The following is a 19407-nucleotide window of genomic DNA, read 5'->3' as shown; positions in this document are numbered from 1 at the left end:
CCTCGCCATCAACGATCTTGATGCGGGTTACGGCGCCGTGAAGGCGTTGCGCGGCGTTTCGCTCCATGTCGAGGCCGGCGAGACCGTTGCCTTGCTTGGCACCAATGGCAACGGCAAGAGCACGCTGATGAAGTGCATCGCGGGCCTAGTGCGGCCGCAGCGTGGGGCCATATCGCTTACGATCGACGGTACGGCGCACGATCTGTCCCGTCTGTCGGCCGAAGACATCGTCGAACTCGGCGTAGCGATGGTTCCAGAGGGACGGCGTTTGTTCCCCCGGCTGACCGTGCTCGAGAACCTGATGCTCGGCGCGTTCCGCAAGGCAGCCCGGCGCAGTATCGACCGCAACCTTGCGATCGCTTTCGAAGCATTTCCCGTCCTCGAGGAGCGGCAGGGGCAGCTCGCGGGCACGATGTCGGGCGGACAACAGCAGATGCTGGCGATTGCGCGCGCCCTGATGTCGTCACCACGCCTGTTGTTGGTCGACGAACCTTCGGTGGGTCTCTCGCCGCTACTGGTCTCGCAGACCATCACCAAGATCGGCGAACTCAATCAAAACCTCGGCCTGACCGTGCTGATGGCGGAGCAGAACTTCAATCAGGCGATCCGGATCGCGAGCCGCGGCTATATCATCGTGCATGGTGAAATCGTCGTGGCGGCCGCTTCGGTCGACGAATTGAGGGGCAACGACATCGTCAAGCGGCTCTATCTTGGCGGGGCGGCGTAATTGCTCGCTGAGGCACCGAAGTGCCTAGAAGGTCGCAGCCATTGCAGCGAGGCGCTGATAGGCCCTGTCACGGGCGGCATCGATCGGCTGCTGCGGTCCAGTGGTTGGACCGATCAGCATGAAACGGACATTGCTGATTCCAACAAAGCGCAGAATTTCCCGCAGGTAGGGCGTTGCCATGTCGACGCGGCCGCGGTTCATGCCGGTGGCAAAATCGCTGCCGCTGGCGATGATCACCAGTGTTGGCCGATCCTTCAGCAGCGGGAAATATCCCTGGGACGGATCGAACCGAAAGGTGAGCCCGGGCTGGACGATGACGTCGAACCATTGCTTGAGCTTGTAGGGAATGCCGAAGTTCCACATCGGGGTCGAGATCAACACCCGATCGGCGAGCGAAAAGCGCAGCGCCATGCGCTCGGCTTCGGCAAAGCTGTCGCGTTGCGCCTCGGTGAAGGCCTGAGCTTTCATGCGCGCATACTTGGCCTCGACGATGGGACCCGTGAATTCCGGCATGCGCTCACGCCAGAGGTCCACGACATCGACGTCCCAATCCGGCCGCGCCTGGCGGAAGCGATCAAGGAAGACGTGTGCGCCGGCCGTCGAGACGGACTCGGCGCGGGGCGAGCAGGACAGATGCAGGAGCTTTGCCACAGCTCATCCCAGCGCTCTGATGACGGAATCGGCCCTGGTCACGACCGCGACGTTCTGCATGGCAAAATTGATCGAAGCGTTGTGCCAGTCGGCGTTCATGGTCGAGCAGCAGTCCTCGGGCACGATCATGAAATAGCCCTTGTCGGCGCCGGTGCGCGCGGTGTGTTCGACCGACATGTTGGTCCAGGCGCCGGTATTGATGATCATGTCGCGGCCGGTCGCTTTCAGGATCGTCTCCAGCCGCGTGCCCTCCCAGGCGCTCATCCGCATTTTCTCGACGACGAAGTCGCCGGGCCGCGGCTCTAGGCCCGAGACCGGGGCCGCGCCCCAGCTTCCGCGCACCATCGCCTCGCTGTCGACGAGCCCCTCGAACAACGGCGCATTCAGCGTGACCCCAGGTGCGCCGGGCTCGACGATGAACCAGACATGGATGATGGGGACGCCGCGGGCGCGCGCAGCTTCTGCCAGACGGCGCACATTCTCCACGACGTGCTGTTGCTTGGCGTGCCCCGGCGCGCCTGACTCGGCGAACGCGCCGCCGTCCATGATGACGTCGTTCTGGAGATCCTGGATGATCATGGCGCAGCGCTGCGGATCGAGCCTCATCTCGCCCTCGGTGAGGACAGGCGAGGCCGGAGATGGAGCCGGGCCCGCTCCGCTGCTGGCGCGCCTGCCGCTCATATAGGGCTCATGGCGCGGACCGACCTTGGTCGGGATCGCGTACACCGAATGCGTCGAGGTGAGATAAAGCGAGCGGAAATCCGACCCTCCCCAGGCGAGGTTGGCGACCAGCTCCGGCACGCGGACCTTGCCGAGCAGTTCGCCGCGCGGCGAATAGACCCAGACGCCGCCGGGCGCGGTGACCCAGACATTGCCGTGCTGGTCGCACTTCATGCCGTCGGGCAGGCCCGGTTCGAGCTCGGACTTGATGCCGCTCGCGAACACCCGCGCATTCGCCAGCGAGCCGTTGCCGTCGACGTCGAAGACGCGGATCAGGGCCTGTACGGTGTCGTTGACGTAGAGCAGCGTCTCGTCCGGCGAGAAGCACAGCCCGTTCGGCTGATCGAACAGGTTTCGCTCGACCACGAGCCTGGGTTCGCCGCCGGGCACGACCCGGTAGACGCCTTGGAAGCCGAGCTGACGCGGTCGCTCGACGCCATAGACCGGCATCCGGCCATACCAGGGATCGGAGAAATAGATCGCGCCTGAGCTGTGCACGCACACGTCGTTCGGGCTATTGAGTTCCTGGCCGCCGAAATGCGAAGCGAGTACCTCACGCCGGCCGTCCGGACGTTCGCGGACGAGCGACGAGGTCGCGTGCTCGCAGACGATCAAATTGAGCTCGGCGTCATAGGTCATGCCGTTGCATTTATTCGACGGACGCTTGACCTCGACGACGCCGCGCCGCGCATCCCAGCGCCGGCGCACGTCAGCGGGCATATCCGAGAACAGCAGGTATCGATCGACCGGATGCCAGATCGGCCCTTCCGTGAAGTCGAAGCCGGTGCCGATCTGTGCAACGGGAGCGTAGGGGTCGATCAGGCTCTCGAATTCGCTTCGCAGGGTGACGTGCGTCATCGGTCTATCTCAAAGATCATCTCAGGCCGGGAACCAGTTGCGCTGCGGCAGGGACTGCACGACCGGTCCGGGGACCTGGTCGTGCAGCCGCCCGACGACATTGCCGCCTTCGATCTTGGCAGGACGATCGTGCACCGGAAGGAGATAGCGCGAATTGCTGAGCAGCTTCTTGATCGCCGCCTTCTCCGCGCGCTTGCTGGTGCCGTGGTTGCCGGTGGTGCGCGGCTCCCAGTCGTGGATCTCGTGGAAGGGCGTGACAATCTGGTCGTTGAAGTCGTAGATCACGTCGCCGCAGATGGTGGCGATGCCATCGGCGGTGTGGACGATGATGTTCATCGATCCCTCGGTGTGGGCGTTGGCGGCATCGCAATAGACGCCGGGCATCAGCTCGATCGGGCCGGTGATCTCCAAGTCGAGGAAGCGCAGCGCGCTCTTGGTGTGCAGGCGGTCGATCAGGTGCTTGATGTCGGGTGCTGGATATTGCGGATGCATCAGGCCGGAGACGGAATACTCAAGCTCCTTGCGGTTGACGACGACGGTCGTGTTCATCGGGAACAGGTCGTCCTTGCCGGCATGGTCGATGTGCAGATGGGTGTGACAGACGAAGCGCACGTCGCCCATGCGCACGCCGTGGCGCGCGAGCTGGTTCTCGATCATGTGCTCATGGTACTGCAGCCCGCGCATCCCCAGCGTCTCCATGATCTGGTTGGAGCGGTAGCCGGTGTCGACCACGACCGGATACGGGCCGCCGAGGATCAGGAAGCCGAGGGTGAGGACGCGGCGGGTACGGCCGCAGTCGCGGCCGAGCACCAGGAAGCTCGATTCCAGCTCGATATCGCCATAGTCCAGGATCTTGATCTCCAGCGCCATTCGTTGCCCTCCGGTCTCGTGTCTTGTCTGTCAAAGCCGATAGACGCGCGTCGCCGTCGCCCTGAAGATCGCGTCCTGCTGCTCCGCACTGAACGGGGTGGCAGCTGCGCGAAAGGCACTAACGAGATCGCGATAGCTGGTCCACAATTTCTCGATCGGGAAATTGGAGCCGAACAGGCAGCGCTCGGCGCCGAAGATTGCAACGGTGTCGGTGAGCACGGCGGCGATATGCGCGGGATCATTGCGATGGATGAAGGTGCCGAGCCCGGACAGTTTTGAGACCACGTTCGGACAGGCCGCGAGCCGGGCCATTCCCGCACGCCAGGCCGCACGGCCCGCCGGCGAGAGATCCTCCAGCATGCCGGCATGCTGAAGGACGATCGTCACCTTGGGGCAGGACTCCGCCAGCAGTGCGGCATCCGGCATCTGCGGCGTGAAGACCTGCAAGTCGAAGCTCCAGCCGTAATCGGCGAGATGCGCGACGTTGCGGCGGATCACGGGATCGGCGCAGAGATCCGGACGAGCCGCGAAGCGGTACAGCGGGTTCTCGTGCCAGTGCAGCTGCATGCGTACGCCGCGCAGAAGCGGATAGCGTTTGAGGCGGTCGAGCTGCGGGCGTACGTCGTCGGCCGCGAAATTGGCGTAGGCGACGATGGCGTGCGGCCAGCCGTACTCGTCGGCCGTGCGCTGCACCCAGGCGGCTTCCTCCTCGAAATGCTCGGGCGCCCAATTGGTCTGCACATAGACGGAGCGGGCAACGCCGGTGACCTTGAGATCGGCGAGATACTCCTCGATCGGATAATCGCGGCGGATCGGCTCGTAAGGTCCGAAGATGCGCGGCTGCATGGGGCCGGTCAGCCAGGGCAGGTCGGCCTGCCGCCAAATGTGATGATGGCCGTCGACAATATCGTTCACGCAGCTCTCCTTCGTCCCAGTGCCAGTACATGGGCGACGATCGAGGAGCTCGATCCGCCGTCCACGAGATCGTCGACGAACCGCTCGATGGCGACGAGCGCTTCGGTCTGCGGGCGGAAGCCCGGTCCTGTCGCGAGCGGCGTCAGCCAGCTCAGGCGCCAGGCCCGCCGCGACAATTTCGCGACGGCATCGCGAAGCGCGTCGGGCTCGCCGCGCTCGAGCCCGTCGGACACGATGACCACGGCGGCGCCGCGGGCATAGCCGCCGAACCGCGGCACCGCGAGGAAGGCTTGCAGCGCGTCGCCGATGCGGGTGCCGCCGTCCCAGTCGCTGACCAGATGCGCCGCGGCGTTCAACGCCTGCTCGCGGCGCTTCAGCCGCAGCGCGCGGGTGACACGGGTCAGCCGCGTGCCGAAGGTGAAGACCTCGACACTGGGCGCGGCCTGTACCAGCGCGTGCGCCAGCTTCATGTTCTCCTCGGTGCGGCTCTTCATCGAGCCGGAGACGTCGATCAGCAGCAGCATCTTGCGCGGGCGCTGGCGCCGCTTCATGTGGCCGAGCCGCAAAATCTCGCCGTCGCTGCGGACGCTGTCGCGCAGGGTGCGGCGGAGGTCGGCAAAGGGGCCGCGGCGGGCCCGCATGCGACGGTGCCCACGCCGCCGCGGCAGGCGTCGCGGCGCCTCGTGTGCCAGGCGTCGGAGCGGATCGGAGGTTGATAGCTGGCCGAAGCGGCGCTCGACCAGCGCCTCGGTGCGCGTCGCGGTCAGGCCGGACTCGTTGGCGTCATCGGAGAGCAGGGGCTCCTCGTGGCCGCGGCCTTCCTCCTGGAGACGGACGGTCTCGTCGTCCTCGCCCTCGTCGTCGCGCGCAATGGCCTCGCTGCCGCGAAAATGAAGGTCGAACAGCCGGTCGAAGGTGGCGCGGCGCTCGGGCGGCGGGGCGAGCGTGGCGAGCGCAGATTGCCTGATGTCGTCGAGGTCGCGCGGACCGAGCAATGCGATCGCGGCGAGAAAGGCGGTGGTCTGCTCCGGCGCTACGGCGAAACCGTTGGCACGCAGCAGCGCGACGAACGAGACGAAGATGCGCGCAGCGCGCGGGAGCTGCTGCTCGGTGCTCATGCGGTCGCCTCCGCGAGCATGGCATCGAGCCGGGGGGCGATGAAGTGCAGGTCCTCCTCGTCCTTCAGCGCCACGCCGATCGAGCGCTTGAAGGCGTCGGGCCAGCGTGCGCCGCCCTTGTTGAGGAGCGTCGCGGCCTCAGCCCAGTCGACGGCCTCGGCGATGCCGGGCGCCTTGCTCAACGGCTCGCGCCGCAGCTTCTCGACGGCCGCGACGACGGCGCGGGCCGTGGCTTCGGCGACGCTGGATGCGCGCATCATGATGATCCGCGCCTCCCGCTCGGCGGTGGGATAGTCGATCCAGTGATAGACGCAGCGGCGGCGCAGGGCCTCGTGCAGATCGCGCGTCCGGTTCGAGGTCAGCACGACCACGGGACGCTCGGCCGCGCGGACCGTGCCGCGCTCGGGGATGGAGATCTGGAAATCGGACAGGAATTCGAGCAGGAACGCCTCGAACTCCTGGTCGGCCCGGTCGATTTCGTCGATCAGCAGCACGGTGGAATCGGGCGCGCGCAGCGCCGCCAGCATCGGCCGCTCGATCAGGAAGGTTTCGCCGTAGATGTCGATACTGTCGTCGCCGGCCTGGCGGATCGCGAGCATCTGGCGCGGGTAGTTCCATTCATAAAGCGCGGCAGAAGCGTCGATGCCCTCGTAGCATTGCAGGCGGATCAATTGCCGGCCGAGCACGGCGGCGATGGCCTTCGCCGCTTCCGTCTTGCCGACGCCGGGCGCGCCTTCCAGCAGCAGCGGTTTGCCGAGGGCAACGCCGAGATAGGCGGCGGTCGCGAGCCCTTCGTCGGCGAGGTAATAAGCCGCCCGCAACGCCTTCTCCAGCGCCTCCGGGCTGTCGATACCGACGATGTTGCTACGAACGGCCACGATGTCTCCCTCAGCGCCGTGCCTGCGGCCGCGCGCCGCCTTGGGCTTTGATCGCCCGCAGCACCTTTTCCGGCGTGATCGGGAGATCGTCGATGCGCACGCCGACGGCATTGAAGATCGCGTTGGCAACGGCCGGCAACACCGGGTTGGCGCACATCTCGCCGGGGCCCTTGGCGCCGAACGGACCGTCGGGCGCAGGTCGTTCCAGCACGGCGATGTCGTGCGGGCAGATGTCGCCGGGGCCGGGCATCAGATATTCGACGAAGTCGCGGGGCCCATGAGCCGGGTCCGGATAATAAGGCTCGGGCGTCTCGTAGAGCGCGTGACTGACGCCCATCCAGGCGCCGCCGACGAGCTGCTGCTCGACCAGGCGCGGGTTGAGCGCGCGGCCGAGCTCATAGGCGGAGTCCATGCGGACCATCGCAACATCGCCGGTCTCGTCGTCAACCTCGACCTCGGCGACGAGGCAGGCATGAGCATAGCAGGTCGCCGGTGACATCTCGCCGGTTTCAGGATCGACGTCGGACAGCGGCACGAGGAAGATGCCGCGGCCGGCGATGGTCTTGCCCTGCTTGAACTGCGCCGCGATCGCGACGTCCTTGGTCGAGATCGAGCGGTGTGGCGCGCCCTTGACGTGGATGTTGCCGCGGCCGTCGGTTTCGAGATCGGCGGCGTTGACCTCGAGTTCCTCGGCCGCCGCCTCCATCATCACCCCGCGCGCTTCGCGGGCCGCGGCCATCACGGCGTTGCCGACGCGATGGGTGCCGCGCGAGGCGAACGAGCCCATGCAGTGCGGGCCGGTGTCGGAATCCGCCGTGTCGACATAGACGTCCTCGACCGGAACGCCCAGCGTCTCCGCGCAGATCTGCCGCGTCACCGATTTCATGCCCTGGCCGAGGTCGATGGACGACAGCGCCACGGTGAACTTGCCGCTGGGGTTGGAATGCACCAGCGCCTGGCTCGGATCGCCGCCGAGATTCATGCCGATGGGATAGTTGATCGACGCCATGCCGCGTCCGCGATGCCTGGTCATCTCAACGCCTCCTGGTGCCGAAGACAGAGGAGAAGCGGGGCGCGCCATGCGAGGGCGCCGTTGGTCGCGGCGAGGGGGGCGGCGGAGCGGGCGGTGGCGGCTCGCGCGGCGGCTCTCGCGTGACGTTCACCGGCGCGCGGTCATAGCTCGTGCGCTGCTGCGACGGCACCGCCGGCCGCGCACGCGAATCCGTCGGCGTCGCGGGGATGGCGGCGCGGCTGCCGCCACCGTCCTTGCGCGAGGAGGCGCGCTTGAACTCGTCGCGGATCGGCCATTTGGCCTTTTCGGCGGCGACCTGCACGCATTCGATCAGCGCGGTGTTCTTGGCCTCGCGCCGGTGCGCCTTCATGTCGCCGTCGCGATAGGCGTTGAGGATGCGGAACTCCATCGGGTCCATGCCGACGAGGTTGGCCAGCTTGTCCATCTGGCACTCGATCGCAAAATCTATCGCGGTGACTCCGAAGCCGCGCATGGCGGTGGCCGGCGTCCGGTTGGTGAAGACGCAATAGACGTCGCCATAGACGTTCGGGATGGTATAGGGGCCCGGAAGGTGGGCGGCGCATTTCACCGCCGCGTAGCTCGACAGCCGCGTATAGGCGCCGCTGTCGAAATAGGCGCGGATCTTGCGCGCGACGATGCGGCCGTCGCGCATCACGCCGTCCTTGATGTAGATGCGTTCGGCGCCGCGCGGCGGGCCGTACTGCATCTCCTCCTCGCGCCCGAACACGTAGCGGACGGGGCGCCCGGTCAGCATCGCGCCGAGGATCGCGAGCGGCTCGGTCAGAGTGTCCACCTTGCCGCCGAACCCGCCGCCAACGGTGCCGCCGATGAAGTGGAATGTGTTCGAGGGCACGTCCAAAATCTTGGCGCAGGTGTCGACCGAGAAGAACAGCGCCTGCGTCGAGGTGTAGACGACGTAGCGGCCGTTGGTGTCGGGGGCTGCGATGGCCCCGTTGGTCTCGGTCGGCGCGTGCTCGATCGGCGACATCTGGTAGCGCTGCTCGAGCACGTGGTCGGCGGTTGCAAGCGCCGCGTCGGCATCGCCGAAGCGCAGGCGCTGGTGATCGTAGACGTCGTGATAGATGAAGGCGTTCTTCGGATAGGTTTCGTTGACCACGGGCGCGCCGGGCTTCAGCGCGTCCTCGACGTCGAACACGGTCGGCAGCGGCTCGTAGTCGACCTTGACCTTTGCGATCGCCTCGAAGGCCTCGCGCTCGCTGTCGGCGACGATGGCGACGATCGGCTCGCCCTTGTAGCGCACCTTGTCGACGGCCAGCGACGGCTCATCGTCCTTGCCGAAGTTGATGAGGCTGAGCAGCGTGTTGAGGTTGACCGGTACGTCGGCGCCGCGGATGATCCGCCGGACACCCGCCGAGCGCTCCGCGTCCGCGGTGTCGATGCGGCGCAGCCTTGCATGCGCATGCGTCGAGCGCACGACCTTCAGATGCAGCATGCCCTGAAGTTTATGGTCGTTGAAATAGCTGGACGTGCCCGTGACATGGCCGAGCATGTCCTGGCGCTGGGTGCCCTTGCCGATCTCCTTCAGGTTATCGTCGCGTTCGTCGGCAAAAATGTCCTTGCGCAGTTCCAGCATGGCCGCGTTCCCTTACGCGCTGACCCGGCCGCCCGAGGCGGCGAGGATGGCATTGATGATCGGCTCGTAGCCGGTGCAGCGGCAGATGTTGCCGGAGATGGCCTCGACGACCTCGTCGCGGCTCGGTGACGGATTGCGGTCGAGCAGCGCCTTGGCGGCCATCAGCATGCCCGGCGTGCAATAGCCGCACTGGGCGGCGAAATGATCGGCAAAGGCGCGCTGCAGCGGATGCAGATTCGGGCCCTGCTTCATGCCGTCGAGCGTCTCGACCGAGCGGCCGGCGACCGTTTCGGCCAGTGTCAGGCAGGACAGGTGCAGCTCGCCGTCAACAAGCACGCTGCAGGTGCCGCAGCCGCCCTGGCCGCAGCCGAATTTCGGTGTCATGTCGCCGATCAGCTCGCGCAGCGCCACGAGCAGATTGGTGCCACCATCAACGAAGATCGCGACGTCGCGGCCATTGTGACGAAATTGCAGGGGGATCTTCGACATGGCGGTCTATTCCTGTCCCGACAGCAGGCGCCGCAGATGCACGCCGACGATCTCGCGGCGGTACCAGGCGCTGCCGAGCGCGTTGTCGGATGGCGATGTTCCTTCAGTTGCCGCCGATGCGGCGGCCGCGATCGTCGCGGCATCCAGCGAGCGGCCCTCGAGCGCGCGCTCGGCGGCGCGGGCGCGGATCTGTGTCGGGGCCATCGAGCCCAGCGCGATCCGCGCGCCCGCGATCCGTCCACCGCTGACGGGCACATGTGCAGCCAGCGTGATCACCGCGCCGCCCTTCGGCTTGATGCGCGCGATCTTGCGATAACGGAAGGCGTCTGCGCTGGCCGGCCGGGTGCACGAGACCGACAGCACCAGCGTGCCGGCCTGCCGGTCGCGCCCCTGCAAGAACTCTTCGATCGGGATGGCGCGCGCGCCGAAGCCGCCTTGCACCGCGACGGTGGCGTCGAGCGCCAGCAGCGCCACGGTGAAATCGCCGTAAGGAGTTGGCGCAAACAGATTGCCGCCAACCGTTCCCATGTTGCGTACGGCGGGACCGCCGATCGAGCGGGCAGGGGCGTGCAGGAAGGCGAGGTCGCGCTCGGCGAGCACGCGCGCGAAGGTGACGCCGGCGCCCAGCGTCACGCGCGGGCCGGAGGCATCGATCCGGGCCAGCGCCTGATCCTGCGCGCGAACGATCGTCGAGATCGAGACATCGCCCTCGTTCAGCGCCCGCATCACCAGCGTGCCACCGCCGAGATAGCGCGCGCTACGGTCCGAGGACAGCGCTCCTGCCGCCTCGCTCGCATTCGCAAAGGTCTTTACCGTCACGGCCATGTTATTTGGCCTCCTTCAGATGCCGGCGGATCGCTTCGAACCCGGCCTGATAGATATCTTCCGCGACCATGTGGGTAATGCGGTCCCGGTCCTCGGATCTGGTCGTGAATCGCGACTCCCAGTGCCAGAAGGTGCGGTCGCCGTCGGTCACGGGCAGCAGGCGGACATGGGCGACGTAGTTGAACATCGGGATCGGCGTATCGAGCAGGCAATAGCTGAAGGTCTGTTCGAGGTCGGACAGCGCCAGCAATTGCTCGCGTAGCTCGGAGCCGTCCTTGAGCTTGAACCGTCTGACACAGCCGATCTTGTCGGCGGACTGCGCGCGTTCGATGGAGGAGGTCGCGACCGCCGGATGCCAGCGATCATGCCCGTTGAAATCGCGCAGCACGTTCCAGACCGCGTCGGTCGGCGCGTTCAGAATCGTGCTCTTGACGACATGCGGCACAGCTAGCCTCCGAACACGCGCTTCAGGGCGTCGAAGCCGCCCTGGAACACGCCGCCGCCGATATTGTTGACGAGCTCGGTCTCCCGCTCCGGTGCGCAGTCGAATTCCGCGGTCCATTCCATGAAGGTCTGGTCGCCGTCGGTGACGGGCGTGAGCCGCAGGGTCGCGACGTAGTTCTCAACCCCCATCGGCGATTCCAGGATCGAATAGGTGCAGAACATGTCGTAGTCGGAGAGCCCGAGCAGCTTCTCGCGGATGCGGTCGCCGTTGCGCAGGCGAAAGTCCCTGACGCAGCCGATCTTGTCGGAGGGCTCGCCGCCCTCGATCCGGCTTTCGGCGATCGCCGGGTGCCAGTTCGGCATGCCGTTGAAATCGCGCACCCGCGCCCAGACGCGGTCGTTGCGGGCGTTGACGACGGTGGAGACGTAGACGCGGGCCATGGCGCGACCTCAGCTCTTCTTCCGCGGAGCGCGCTCGGCCGGAGGCTCGCTGCCGCCTTCGGCAGAGGGCGCGGAGGCCGCCGGCTTGTCGCCGCCACCGCCGCCCTTGCGCGCGGCCTCCTTGATGCCCTGCATGTCGCGGGCCTCGCGGATCAGTCCTGGCATCTTTGCCAGGCTGCCGCCCTCGACGCCGATGTCGGACAGGATGGAGTCGATCAGGGGCGCCTGGACACGGTAGCGCAGGGCCGAGTCGATCACCTCGTCGGTAGCGCTGCGGCCACCATTGCCGCCGCCATGTCCGCTGCCGTTGAGGCCGTCGACCTGGAGGATGCGGATGCCCTCGATCTTCTCCATCGGCTTGACGCTCTCGCGCACGATGCCTTCAATGCGGTCGAGCAGCTTGCGGCGGAATAGCGAGTAGCGGGCCTGATCGGTCAGCACGTTCTCGGCCTCGTTGAGCATCCGCTGCGCTTCGGCCTCGACCGCGGCGCGCACCCGCTCGGCCTCGGCCGCGATGCGGGTTTCCTCGGCCTGCTTCTCGGCCAGCAGCACCTCGACGGTCTTGCGACGCTTTGCGATCTCGCTCTCGCGTGCGGTGACGACACGCTCGGCCGCTTCCGTCGCCCGCATCCGTGCCTCCTCAGCCGCAGCGCGCGCGGCCGACTCTTCCAGCGACTTCTGATGGATGGCGATCGCTTTCTCCATCAGCACCGTCTCGACATCCTTCTCGCGATTGACCTCAAGCTTGCGCAGTTCGCGTTCGCGGCCGATCCGGGCTTCGTCCAGCCCGCGGTCGGAGGCGATACGGGCGCGCTCGACTTCTTCGCGCGCTGCGATTTCCGCCTCCTGGAGCGACTGGACGCGGGCGACCTCGAGCTGCTCGATCGCGCGCCGGCGCTCGAGGCGGGCTGCTTCGAGTGCCTGTTCGCGCGAGACGTCGGTGGTCTCGACCTCCTTGCGCGCGACGATCTCGGCCTGCTTGACTTGGCGATCGGCATCGATGCGTTCGGAGCGCTTGGTAGAGAGGGCGATGACGCGGTCCTCGTCCGCGATCTCGATGGCCTTCTTTTGCTCGATGTTGAGCACCTCGCGCTTCTTGGAGGAGTTGATGCGCTCGGCTTCGAGCGCAAGATCGACCGTAATGCGCTGGCGCTCGATGGCGTCGCGTCGCTTCAGCTCGGCCGCCTCCAATATGCCGGTCCGCTCGATTTCGAGCGAACGCGTATCGCGCTCGGCCTGGATGCGCTCGGCCGCAACCGCCTTCTCCTGGGCGATGCGGGCTGCCTCGATCGCCTCGCGCGAGGCGATGTCGGCCTCCTCGACGGCACGGTTGCGGGCGATCTCCAGCGAACGCACGCGCTCCTCCTGGGTGATGCGGCTGGCTTCCGTTGCTTCACGGGCCGCAATGCCGGCGACATCGAGCGTCTGGTTGCGCTCGATCTCCAGCTGCCGGGTGTTCTGCTCGGCGGCGATGCGCTCGGCGGCGAGCGTCCGCTCGCGCGCGATGCGCGCGGCCTCGACCGCCCGCTGGGCCTCGATCTCGGCCTCCTGAATGGTGCGCACCTGCTGGATTTCCAGCGCGCGGGTGCGCTCGTCCGAGGAGATGCGCTCGACATTGACGATCAAGGTCTGGGCGATGCGGGCTTTTTCGGTGGCTTCGCGGGCGGCAATCTCGGCCTCGTCCACGGCACGGGTGCGCTCGATCTCGCGGCGGCGTGTCTCCTCTTCATTGGCGATGCGGGCATCGGTGACGACGCGGTCCTGCTGGATCCGGGCCTTTTCGATGGCTTCGCGGGCGGAAATTTCAGCTTCCTCGACCGTGCGCATCCGCTCGATCTCGCGCTGGCGCACCTCACGTTCGGAGGCAATGCGGGTGGTGTCGATCGAGCGCTGGTTGGCGATCCGGGTCTTCTCGATCTCCTCGCGCGCCAGAAGTTCCTTCTCCTCGATGGTGCGGGTCCGCTCGATCTCCTTCTGGCGGGTCTCACGCTCCGAGGCGATACGGGCCTCGGCGATCGCCTGGTCATTGGCAATGCGGGCGCGCTCGATGGCTTCGCGCGCGGAAATCTGCGCCTGCTCGGCCTCGGTCTCGCGCAGTGCGCGTTCGCGGGCCACTTCCGTGCGCTGAAGCGCACGGCGCATCTCGATGTCGCGTTCCTGCTCGAGGCGCGCGGTCTCGCTCTCGCGCTCGATCTCGAGCGCCTGCCGCTCAGCCTCCAGATTGCGGGAGCGGATCTTGATCATCGAGTCCTGCTCGATGTCGTTGCGCAGCTTCCGCTTCGCCTCGATGTCCTCCATCAGGCGCGTCAGGCCTTCGGCGTCGAAGCGGTTCGAGGGATTGAAGAACTCGAGGTCGGTCTGGTCGAGGTCGGTGATCGCGACGGATTCGAGCTCGAGGCCGTTCTGGGCGAGGGCCTCGGCCGCATTGGTCTTGACGCGTGCGACATAGTCGCCGCGCCGCTCGTGCATCTCCTCCATGGTCATTTCGGAGGCGACCGAACGGATCGCGGAAATGAACTTGCCGGCGAGAAGGGCGTGCAACTGCTCCGGCTCCATGGTGCGGCGGCCGAGCGTCGCGGCCGCAATCGAGACGGCTTCGCGGGTCGGCTGCACCCGAACGTAGAAATCGGCCTCGATGTCGACGCGCATCCGGTCGCGGGTGATCACGGCGTCCTGCCTCGAACGCACGATGCCCATCGGCAGCACGTTCATGTTGACCGGCGTGTAGTCGTGAATGAACGGCAGCACGAAGGCGCCGCCATTGATCACCACGCGTTCGCCGAGGAATCCGGTCCTGACGAACGACGTTTCCTTGGAGGAACGGTGGTAGAGCCAGTTCACGATATAGACGCCAACCACGACCACGACGATCGCGACGATCAGCCAGAGGATCAATTCACCGACCAGCATCCCTGACATCTTTTCCTCCCTCGAACCTTCCGGCGTTAGCGCGCGCCGATCGCCTTGAATTGCCGCACCTGCTCCGTCAGCGCCCGTTCCACAGGCAGTCGCTCCATCGAGGAGGCGCCGTAGAAGCCGTGGCAATGACGGGTGTTCTTCATGATGAAATCGGCATCGGCGGGATCCGCGATCGGGCCGCCATGGGCCAGCACCAGGATGTCCGGATTGACGCTGAGCGCAGCGGTGGCCCAGGTGTCGATCCGCGCGGGGCAGTCCTGGAGCCTCACGGCGGTTTGCGCGCCGATCGTGCCGCCGGTCGTCAGACCCATGTGGCAGACGACGATGTCGGCACCGGCGATCGCCATCGCGGCGGCCTCCTTCTCGCTGAACACGTAGGGCGTGGTCAGCATGTCCTTGTCGTGCGCCTTGGCGATCATGTCGATCTCGAGCGCATAGGACATGCCGGTCTCCTCGAGATTGGCGCGGAAGGTGCCGTCGATCAGGCCGACCGTCGGAAAGTTCTGGACGCCCGAAAATCCGAGCGCCTTCAGCTGGTCGAGAAACGCGTCCATGTCGCGGAACGGATCGGTGCCGTTGACGCCGGCAAGGACCGGCGTCTGGTCTACCACCGGGAGCACTTCACCGGCCATCTCCAGCACGATGGCGTTGGCATCGCCATACGCCATCAGGCCGGCGAGCGAGCCGCGCCCGGCCATGCGATAGCGGCCGGAATTGTAGATGACGATAAGATCGACGCCGCCGGCCTCCTCGCATTTGGCCGACAGGCCAGTGCCGGCGCCGCCACCGACGATCGGCTCGCCGCGCCTTGCCATGTCGCGGAACTTCTTCAGGAGGGCTGCGCGTTCAAACCTGGCCATCGGTCACCTCGCTAGTCTCCGCCGCGTGCCGGTGCGGCCGAACAGCGTTCGGAACGCACTGACGACGGCGGCGGCGAAGTCGGGATCGTTGATGTTCTTAGGCGTGCGAATGAGCTGGCGGTTGCCGGTCTGTCGCACGTTGCGCTCCAGGGCGCGGAACAACGCGGCATCGGCGTCCGGATCCCAGAACGGCTGGCTTTGCGCATCGAGCGCGGAGACACCGCCCTCGGGCAGGAAGAAGCGGACAGGGCCGTCCATCTGGTTGAGCCGCTCGGCGATCCAGCGGCCCATGCGCTCGTTCTCTTCGGCCGTGGTCCGCATCAACGTGACCTGCGGATTGTGGACGTGGAACTTGCGCCCGCGGTAACGTTCGGGGATTGTGTCGGGCGCGCCGAAATTGACCATGTCCAGTGCGCCGACCGAGCCGACATAAGGCAGCCGGCTGCGGATGATCGCACCAAAACGATCTTCGGTCGCCGGAAACACGCCACCCATCAGCAGGTCGCAGATCTCGGTCGTGGTGAGGTCGATGACGCCTGAGAGCTGCCCGGACTCGACGAGTTTTTCCATGGAACGGCCGCCGACGCCGGTGGCATGGAAGACCAGGCATTCGAAATCATTGTGCAGCTCGGCCGCGATCTTCTTCACCGCCGGCGTGGTGACGCCGAACATGGTGATGCCGACCGCGGGCAGGCTGCCGGTCTCGCGCGCTGCCGTAGCGCGTTCATCGAGCCGCGCCTTGACCATGCCGGCGAGGGCATTGGCGCCATTGGCGAGCACCGCGCGCGAGATCGCGTTCAACCCCTGAACGTCGGTGACCGAGTACATCATGGTGATGTCGGCGGGGCCGACATAGGGCCCGACATCGCCGGAGGCGATGGAGGAGATGATGAGCTTGGGTAGACCGACGGGAAGGGTACGCATGCCCGGCGCAACCAGCGACGCCGCACCCGAGCCGCCGGCCGAGATCACGCCGGCGATATTGCCCTGTCGCCGCAGCCAGTTGGCGAAAGCATCGGCCATCGCGGTCACAGCGGCGCCGCGGTCGGTGCCGAATACGGCGGATCCGCCGCGGCCGTGGTTCAGGGCGATCTCCTGCGCGGAGACATCGCAGCTCGAATGCTTGCCACTGGTCGAAACGTCGACCAGCCGCGTGCGAAGGCCGGTTGCTGCGATGATGTCGCGAATGAAGCGCAATTCCTGGCCCTTGGTATCGAGCGTACCGACGACCAGCACGACGGGCGGGCCCGCGATCTGCGCCGCCGCCGGCTCGCGCCTGCGCCGCGTCGACTCCTCCAGCCGCGTGACCTCTGTCGAGCGCGTGCGGGCCGCCGCCTCGATGCGGGCGATCGGCACAGGCTGCGACCATCGCGTCGGCGGCACGGGGTTGGAGACGTAGATGCGGACAGGGCCGTCGCGGCGTGGCGCCGGCGCTGGCTTCGAGCCGGCAGCCGGGGCGGGTATGTCGATATCCGGCTCGAGCTCGGCGTGAAGCCCGACGCCCAGCAGGCGCTGCTGCAGCTCGCGGTCGGCGGCGAGGCGACCGGAGTCGATGATGCGGTTGACCCGGCCGTTGACCATGATCGCAACGTTGCGTGAGATGGCGGTGGCGACGCCGATGTTCTGCTCGATCACGAGCACGGACATGTCGCCGTCCTCGCCCAGCCGCAGCAGCATCTCCTCGACTTGCGCCACGATGACGGGCGCAAGGCCCTCGGTCGGCTCGTCCATGATCAGGAGATGTGGATTGGTGAGCAGCGCGCGCGAGATCGCCAGCATCTGCTGTTCGCCGCCGGAGAGCTGGCCGCCGCCGTGGCCCTTGCGTTCGGCGAGCCGCGGGAAGGTGTCGTAGATGCGCTCGACGGTCCAGGCGCCGGAGCGCATGCCGCCGGCGAGCCGCAAATGCTCTTCGACGCTGAGCGAACGCCAGAGACGGCGCCCCTGCGGCACATAGCCGACGCCGAGCCGCGCGATCTGGGCCGGCGGCCGCCGCGTGACGTCCTCACCGCGGACGCGGATCGATCCGCCGCTCACGCCGACCAGCCCCATGATCGCCTTGCACAGCGTGGTCTTGCCCATGCCGTTGCGGCCGACGACGGAAAACACCCCGCTCTCCAGCGTGAGATCGACGCCTTGCAGCGCGTGCGAGTGGCCGTAATAGACGTCGAGGCCGCGGACCTCGAGTGCAGGGGAAGAACGGCGGGCCTCATTCATGGCCGCCTCCGAGATAGAGCTCCTGCACCTCGGGATCGGACTGAATCTCCTGCGGTAGGCCCTCCTTGAAGACGCGCCCGTTGTGCATCATCGTGACGCTCTCGACGACGCGCAGCGCCACGTCCATGTCGTGCTCGATGATGATGTAGCCGATATGCGCGGGCAGGGAGGTCAGGATCTCGATCAGCTCGGCCCGCTCGGTCGGCGACAGGCCCGCGGCCGGCTCGTCGAACAGGACGAAGCGCGGTGCGCCGGCCAGCGCGAGCGCAATCTCGAGTTGGCGCTGTTGGCCATGCGCGAGCTCGGATACGCGCTGGTCCTTCACGGCGGACAGATGCACGGCCTGGACGAGGTTGTCGGCGGCATGCATCAGGGCGTCGTTCTGACCCGGACGCAGGAACGAGAAGCGCCCGCGTGAGACGCCGCGGCAGGCGAGATAGACGTTGTCCTGCACGGTCAGGCCCGGGAACAGGACCGAGATCTGGTAGGTGCGGCGCAGCCCGCGGCGGATGCGTTCATAGGGAGGAAAGTGCGTGACGTCCTCGCCGAAGAAGCGGATGGTGCCGGAGGAGGGCGGAAAATCTCCGGTGATGCAGTTGAACAGCGTGGTCTTGCCGGCACCGTTGGAGCCGAGCACGGCGCGCCGCTCGCCCGGACGCACTGTGATGGTGACGTCCGTCAGCGCCGCAAGCGCGCCGAACAGCCGCGTCACGCCGCGCAGCTCGAGCGCGGCACTGGCACCGACGGCGGAGAGGCGCTGGGCGACGCTATCCATGGCGGCGCCCTCCGTCTGGGCGGTCTGTGCGGGGACGCCGACTCTGGCGCCAGCGCTGCCACAGGCCGACGACGCCGTCCGATGACCAGAACACGATGGCGAGGAAGCCGAGCCCGATCAGCAGACGGAAACGGTTGCCGTCGAGGCCGAGCCTGACCAGGAAGTCGAGCGCGAAGGTGCGCAGCAGCACGAAGATCAGCGCGCCGATGAAGGGACCGATCGGGCGGGTGATCCCGCCGACCACGGCGATGATCAGCACGTCGATGCAGGCGCCGACGCTGACCGAGCCCGGCGAGATCTGGCGATAGTTCCAGACCTGGAGGACGCCGGCGAGCGCGGCCACGAAGGACGCGAAAGCATAGGCGGCGACGCGATGGGCGTTGACGTTGAAGCCCAGGGCGGCCATGCGCCGCGGATTGTCGCGCACGCCCTGGAGCGCAAGGCCGAACGGGGCGCGCGAGAGATATTCGACAGCGAAATAGCAGAGCGCGGCAACCGCGAGCACCACATAATAGAAGGGGATGTCGGCGCGCCAGTTCACGCCCCAGAAGTGAGGCGTCGCCACGTTGTTGATGCCGGTATGGCCGTTGAAGATCGCCCAGTTCTGGTTGGTGAAATAGTAGAAGGCAGCTCCAATCGCGAGCGTGATCATGATGGTGTAGATGCCTTCGGTGCGCACCGCGAGTGCTCCGCCGAGCGTGCCGAAGGCGGTCGCCAGCGCCAGCGCCATCGGGACTGCGAGCCACCACGGCCAGCCCAGGCTGATATTGGCGTTGCCGCTCACCCCGAACACGGCGACCATGTAGGCCGAGAAGCCCGCGATGGTGAGCTGCATCAGGCTGACCATGCCGCCATAGCCGGCGAGGAACATCAGGCTCAGCGCCATGATGCCGAGGATCAGCGTGGTCGCGAAGATCTCGATCAGGAAGAAGCCGTTGGCGATCAGCGGCATGATCAGGAGGATGGCCGCGACGACCCAGGCGGCAGGATTGTCGATCTCCGGCCATGTCCGCGCGGGCCGCTGCGTTCCGGCAGCGGGACGAACGGTAACGCGGGCGTCGTGGGCGAGCGACATC

General features: G+C 66.8%; 18 protein-coding genes. 1 reads left to right on the top strand and 17 read right to left on the bottom strand.

Annotated features, from left to right (window positions below):
- Positions 1–37 precede the first annotated feature (37 nt).
- Complete coding sequence (locus tag XH79_RS02205; RefSeq protein WP_271580476.1) at positions 38–727, top strand: ABC transporter ATP-binding protein; 690 nt, start codon at positions 38–40, stop codon at positions 725–727.
- A 24-nt stretch (positions 728–751) separates the two neighbouring features.
- On the opposite strand, the gene XH79_RS02200 is transcribed toward XH79_RS02205, so the two are convergent.
- Genes XH79_RS02200 through XH79_RS02120 form a run of 17 tightly spaced genes read right to left on the bottom strand, consistent with a single transcriptional unit; the run spans position 752 to position 19406 of the window.
- Positions 752–1378, bottom strand: coding sequence for an FMN-dependent NADH-azoreductase (locus tag XH79_RS02200; RefSeq protein ID WP_271580475.1), 627 nt, complete (start codon positions 1376–1378; stop codon positions 752–754).
- Positions 1379–1381: 3 nt separating this feature from the next.
- On the bottom strand, positions 1382–2956 hold the full coding sequence (locus XH79_RS02195; RefSeq protein ID WP_271580474.1) for an isochorismatase family protein: 1575 nt from the start codon (positions 2954–2956) through the stop codon (positions 1382–1384).
- Between the two features lie 21 nt (positions 2957–2977).
- Positions 2978–3826 (bottom strand): MBL fold metallo-hydrolase, encoded by an 849-nt coding sequence (locus XH79_RS02190; protein ID WP_271580473.1) that lies wholly within the window; start codon positions 3824–3826, stop codon positions 2978–2980.
- A 30-nt stretch (positions 3827–3856) separates the two neighbouring features.
- The gene (locus XH79_RS02185) at positions 3857–4741 is read right to left on the bottom strand and encodes an amidohydrolase family protein (RefSeq protein WP_271580472.1); all 885 of its coding nucleotides are present in this window, start codon (positions 4739–4741) and stop codon (positions 3857–3859) included.
- Positions 4738–5859, bottom strand: coding sequence for a vWA domain-containing protein (locus tag XH79_RS02180; RefSeq protein WP_271580471.1), 1122 nt, complete (start codon positions 5857–5859; stop codon positions 4738–4740). The genes XH79_RS02185 and XH79_RS02180 overlap by 4 nt, the downstream gene beginning before the upstream one ends.
- Positions 5856–6737 carry an AAA family ATPase gene (locus XH79_RS02175; RefSeq protein ID WP_271580470.1) on the bottom strand — a complete coding sequence of 294 codons (882 nt, stop codon included), beginning with the start codon at positions 6735–6737 and terminating at the stop codon, positions 5856–5858. The genes XH79_RS02180 and XH79_RS02175 overlap by 4 nt, the downstream gene beginning before the upstream one ends.
- Before the next feature lie 10 nt (positions 6738–6747).
- Positions 6748–7770, bottom strand: a complete 1023-nt coding sequence (locus XH79_RS02170) for a xanthine dehydrogenase family protein molybdopterin-binding subunit (RefSeq protein ID WP_271580469.1) — start codon at positions 7768–7770, stop codon at positions 6748–6750.
- Between the two features lies 1 nt (position 7771).
- The gene (locus tag XH79_RS02165) at positions 7772–9364 is read right to left on the bottom strand and encodes a xanthine dehydrogenase family protein molybdopterin-binding subunit (RefSeq protein WP_271580468.1); all 1593 of its coding nucleotides are present in this window, start codon (positions 9362–9364) and stop codon (positions 7772–7774) included.
- Positions 9365–9376: 12 nt separating this feature from the next.
- A complete protein-coding gene (locus XH79_RS02160; protein ID WP_271580467.1) occupies positions 9377–9853 on the bottom strand; it encodes a (2Fe-2S)-binding protein in 477 nt (158 codons plus the stop codon).
- Positions 9854–9859: 6 nt separating this feature from the next.
- The gene (locus XH79_RS02155; RefSeq protein ID WP_271580466.1) at positions 9860–10678 is read right to left on the bottom strand and encodes an FAD binding domain-containing protein; all 819 of its coding nucleotides are present in this window, start codon (positions 10676–10678) and stop codon (positions 9860–9862) included.
- 1 nt (position 10679) lies between these two features.
- The gene (locus XH79_RS02150) at positions 10680–11123 is read right to left on the bottom strand and encodes an SRPBCC family protein (protein ID WP_271580465.1); all 444 of its coding nucleotides are present in this window, start codon (positions 11121–11123) and stop codon (positions 10680–10682) included.
- A 2-nt stretch (positions 11124–11125) separates the two neighbouring features.
- Positions 11126–11563: an SRPBCC family protein gene (locus tag XH79_RS02145; protein ID WP_157331006.1), complete on the bottom strand. Its 438-nt coding sequence runs from the start codon at positions 11561–11563 to the stop codon at positions 11126–11128.
- A 9-nt stretch (positions 11564–11572) separates the two neighbouring features.
- A complete protein-coding gene (locus XH79_RS02140; RefSeq protein WP_271580464.1) occupies positions 11573–14482 on the bottom strand; it encodes a flotillin family protein in 2910 nt (969 codons plus the stop codon).
- Positions 14483–14508: 26 nt separating this feature from the next.
- Positions 14509–15342 carry a phosphoenolpyruvate hydrolase family protein gene (locus XH79_RS02135; RefSeq protein WP_271580463.1) on the bottom strand — a complete coding sequence of 278 codons (834 nt, stop codon included), beginning with the start codon at positions 15340–15342 and terminating at the stop codon, positions 14509–14511.
- A 3-nt stretch (positions 15343–15345) separates the two neighbouring features.
- Positions 15346–17556, bottom strand: coding sequence for an ABC transporter permease (locus XH79_RS02130; protein ID WP_271580462.1), 2211 nt, complete (start codon positions 17554–17556; stop codon positions 15346–15348).
- Positions 17549–18331, bottom strand: a complete 783-nt coding sequence (locus XH79_RS02125) for an ABC transporter ATP-binding protein (protein WP_271580461.1) — start codon at positions 18329–18331, stop codon at positions 17549–17551. The genes XH79_RS02130 and XH79_RS02125 overlap by 8 nt, the downstream gene beginning before the upstream one ends.
- Positions 18324–19406 (bottom strand): branched-chain amino acid ABC transporter permease, encoded by a 1083-nt coding sequence (locus tag XH79_RS02120; RefSeq protein ID WP_271580460.1) that lies wholly within the window; start codon positions 19404–19406, stop codon positions 18324–18326. Before XH79_RS02120 ends, XH79_RS02125 begins: the two co-directional genes overlap by 8 nt.
- Between the last annotated feature and the right edge of the window lies 1 nt (position 19407).

Source organism: Bradyrhizobium sp. CCBAU 45389 (assembly GCF_028128625.1).
GTDB classification, from domain to species: Bacteria; Pseudomonadota; Alphaproteobacteria; order Rhizobiales; family Xanthobacteraceae; genus Bradyrhizobium; species Bradyrhizobium liaoningense_B.
Note: the sequence above shows the minus strand (reverse complement) of the source record. Positions and strands in the feature narration are given on the sequence as shown.

What these genes read in the sequence shown, in the direction of transcription:
- XH79_RS02170 (WP_271580469.1), bottom strand. Translation starts at nt 7,770, where the DNA reads ATGACCAGGCATCGCGGACGCGGCATGGCGTCGATCAACTATCCCATC.
- XH79_RS02155 (WP_271580466.1), bottom strand. Translation starts at nt 10,678, where the DNA reads ATGGCCGTGACGGTAAAGACCTTTGCGAATGCGAGCGAGGCGGCAGGA.
- XH79_RS02125 (WP_271580461.1), bottom strand. Translation starts at nt 18,331, where the DNA reads ATGGATAGCGTCGCCCAGCGCCTCTCCGCCGTCGGTGCCAGTGCCGCG.
- XH79_RS02180 (WP_271580471.1), bottom strand. Translation starts at nt 5,859, where the DNA reads ATGAGCACCGAGCAGCAGCTCCCGCGCGCTGCGCGCATCTTCGTCTCG.
- XH79_RS02165 (WP_271580468.1), bottom strand. Translation starts at nt 9,364, where the DNA reads ATGCTGGAACTGCGCAAGGACATTTTTGCCGACGAACGCGACGATAAC.
- XH79_RS02195 (WP_271580474.1), bottom strand. Translation starts at nt 2,956, where the DNA reads ATGACGCACGTCACCCTGCGAAGCGAATTCGAGAGCCTGATCGACCCC.
- XH79_RS02145 (WP_157331006.1), bottom strand. Translation starts at nt 11,563, where the DNA reads ATGGCCCGCGTCTACGTCTCCACCGTCGTCAACGCCCGCAACGACCGC.
- XH79_RS02120 (WP_271580460.1), bottom strand. Translation starts at nt 19,406, where the DNA reads ATGTCGCTCGCCCACGACGCCCGCGTTACCGTTCGTCCCGCTGCCGGA.
- XH79_RS02140 (WP_271580464.1), bottom strand. Translation starts at nt 14,482, where the DNA reads ATGTCAGGGATGCTGGTCGGTGAATTGATCCTCTGGCTGATCGTCGCG.
- XH79_RS02130 (WP_271580462.1), bottom strand. Translation starts at nt 17,556, where the DNA reads ATGAATGAGGCCCGCCGTTCTTCCCCTGCACTCGAGGTCCGCGGCCTC.
- XH79_RS02190 (WP_271580473.1), bottom strand. Translation starts at nt 3,826, where the DNA reads ATGGCGCTGGAGATCAAGATCCTGGACTATGGCGATATCGAGCTGGAA.
- XH79_RS02135 (WP_271580463.1), bottom strand. Translation starts at nt 15,342, where the DNA reads ATGGCCAGGTTTGAACGCGCAGCCCTCCTGAAGAAGTTCCGCGACATG.
- XH79_RS02160 (WP_271580467.1), bottom strand. Translation starts at nt 9,853, where the DNA reads ATGTCGAAGATCCCCCTGCAATTTCGTCACAATGGCCGCGACGTCGCG.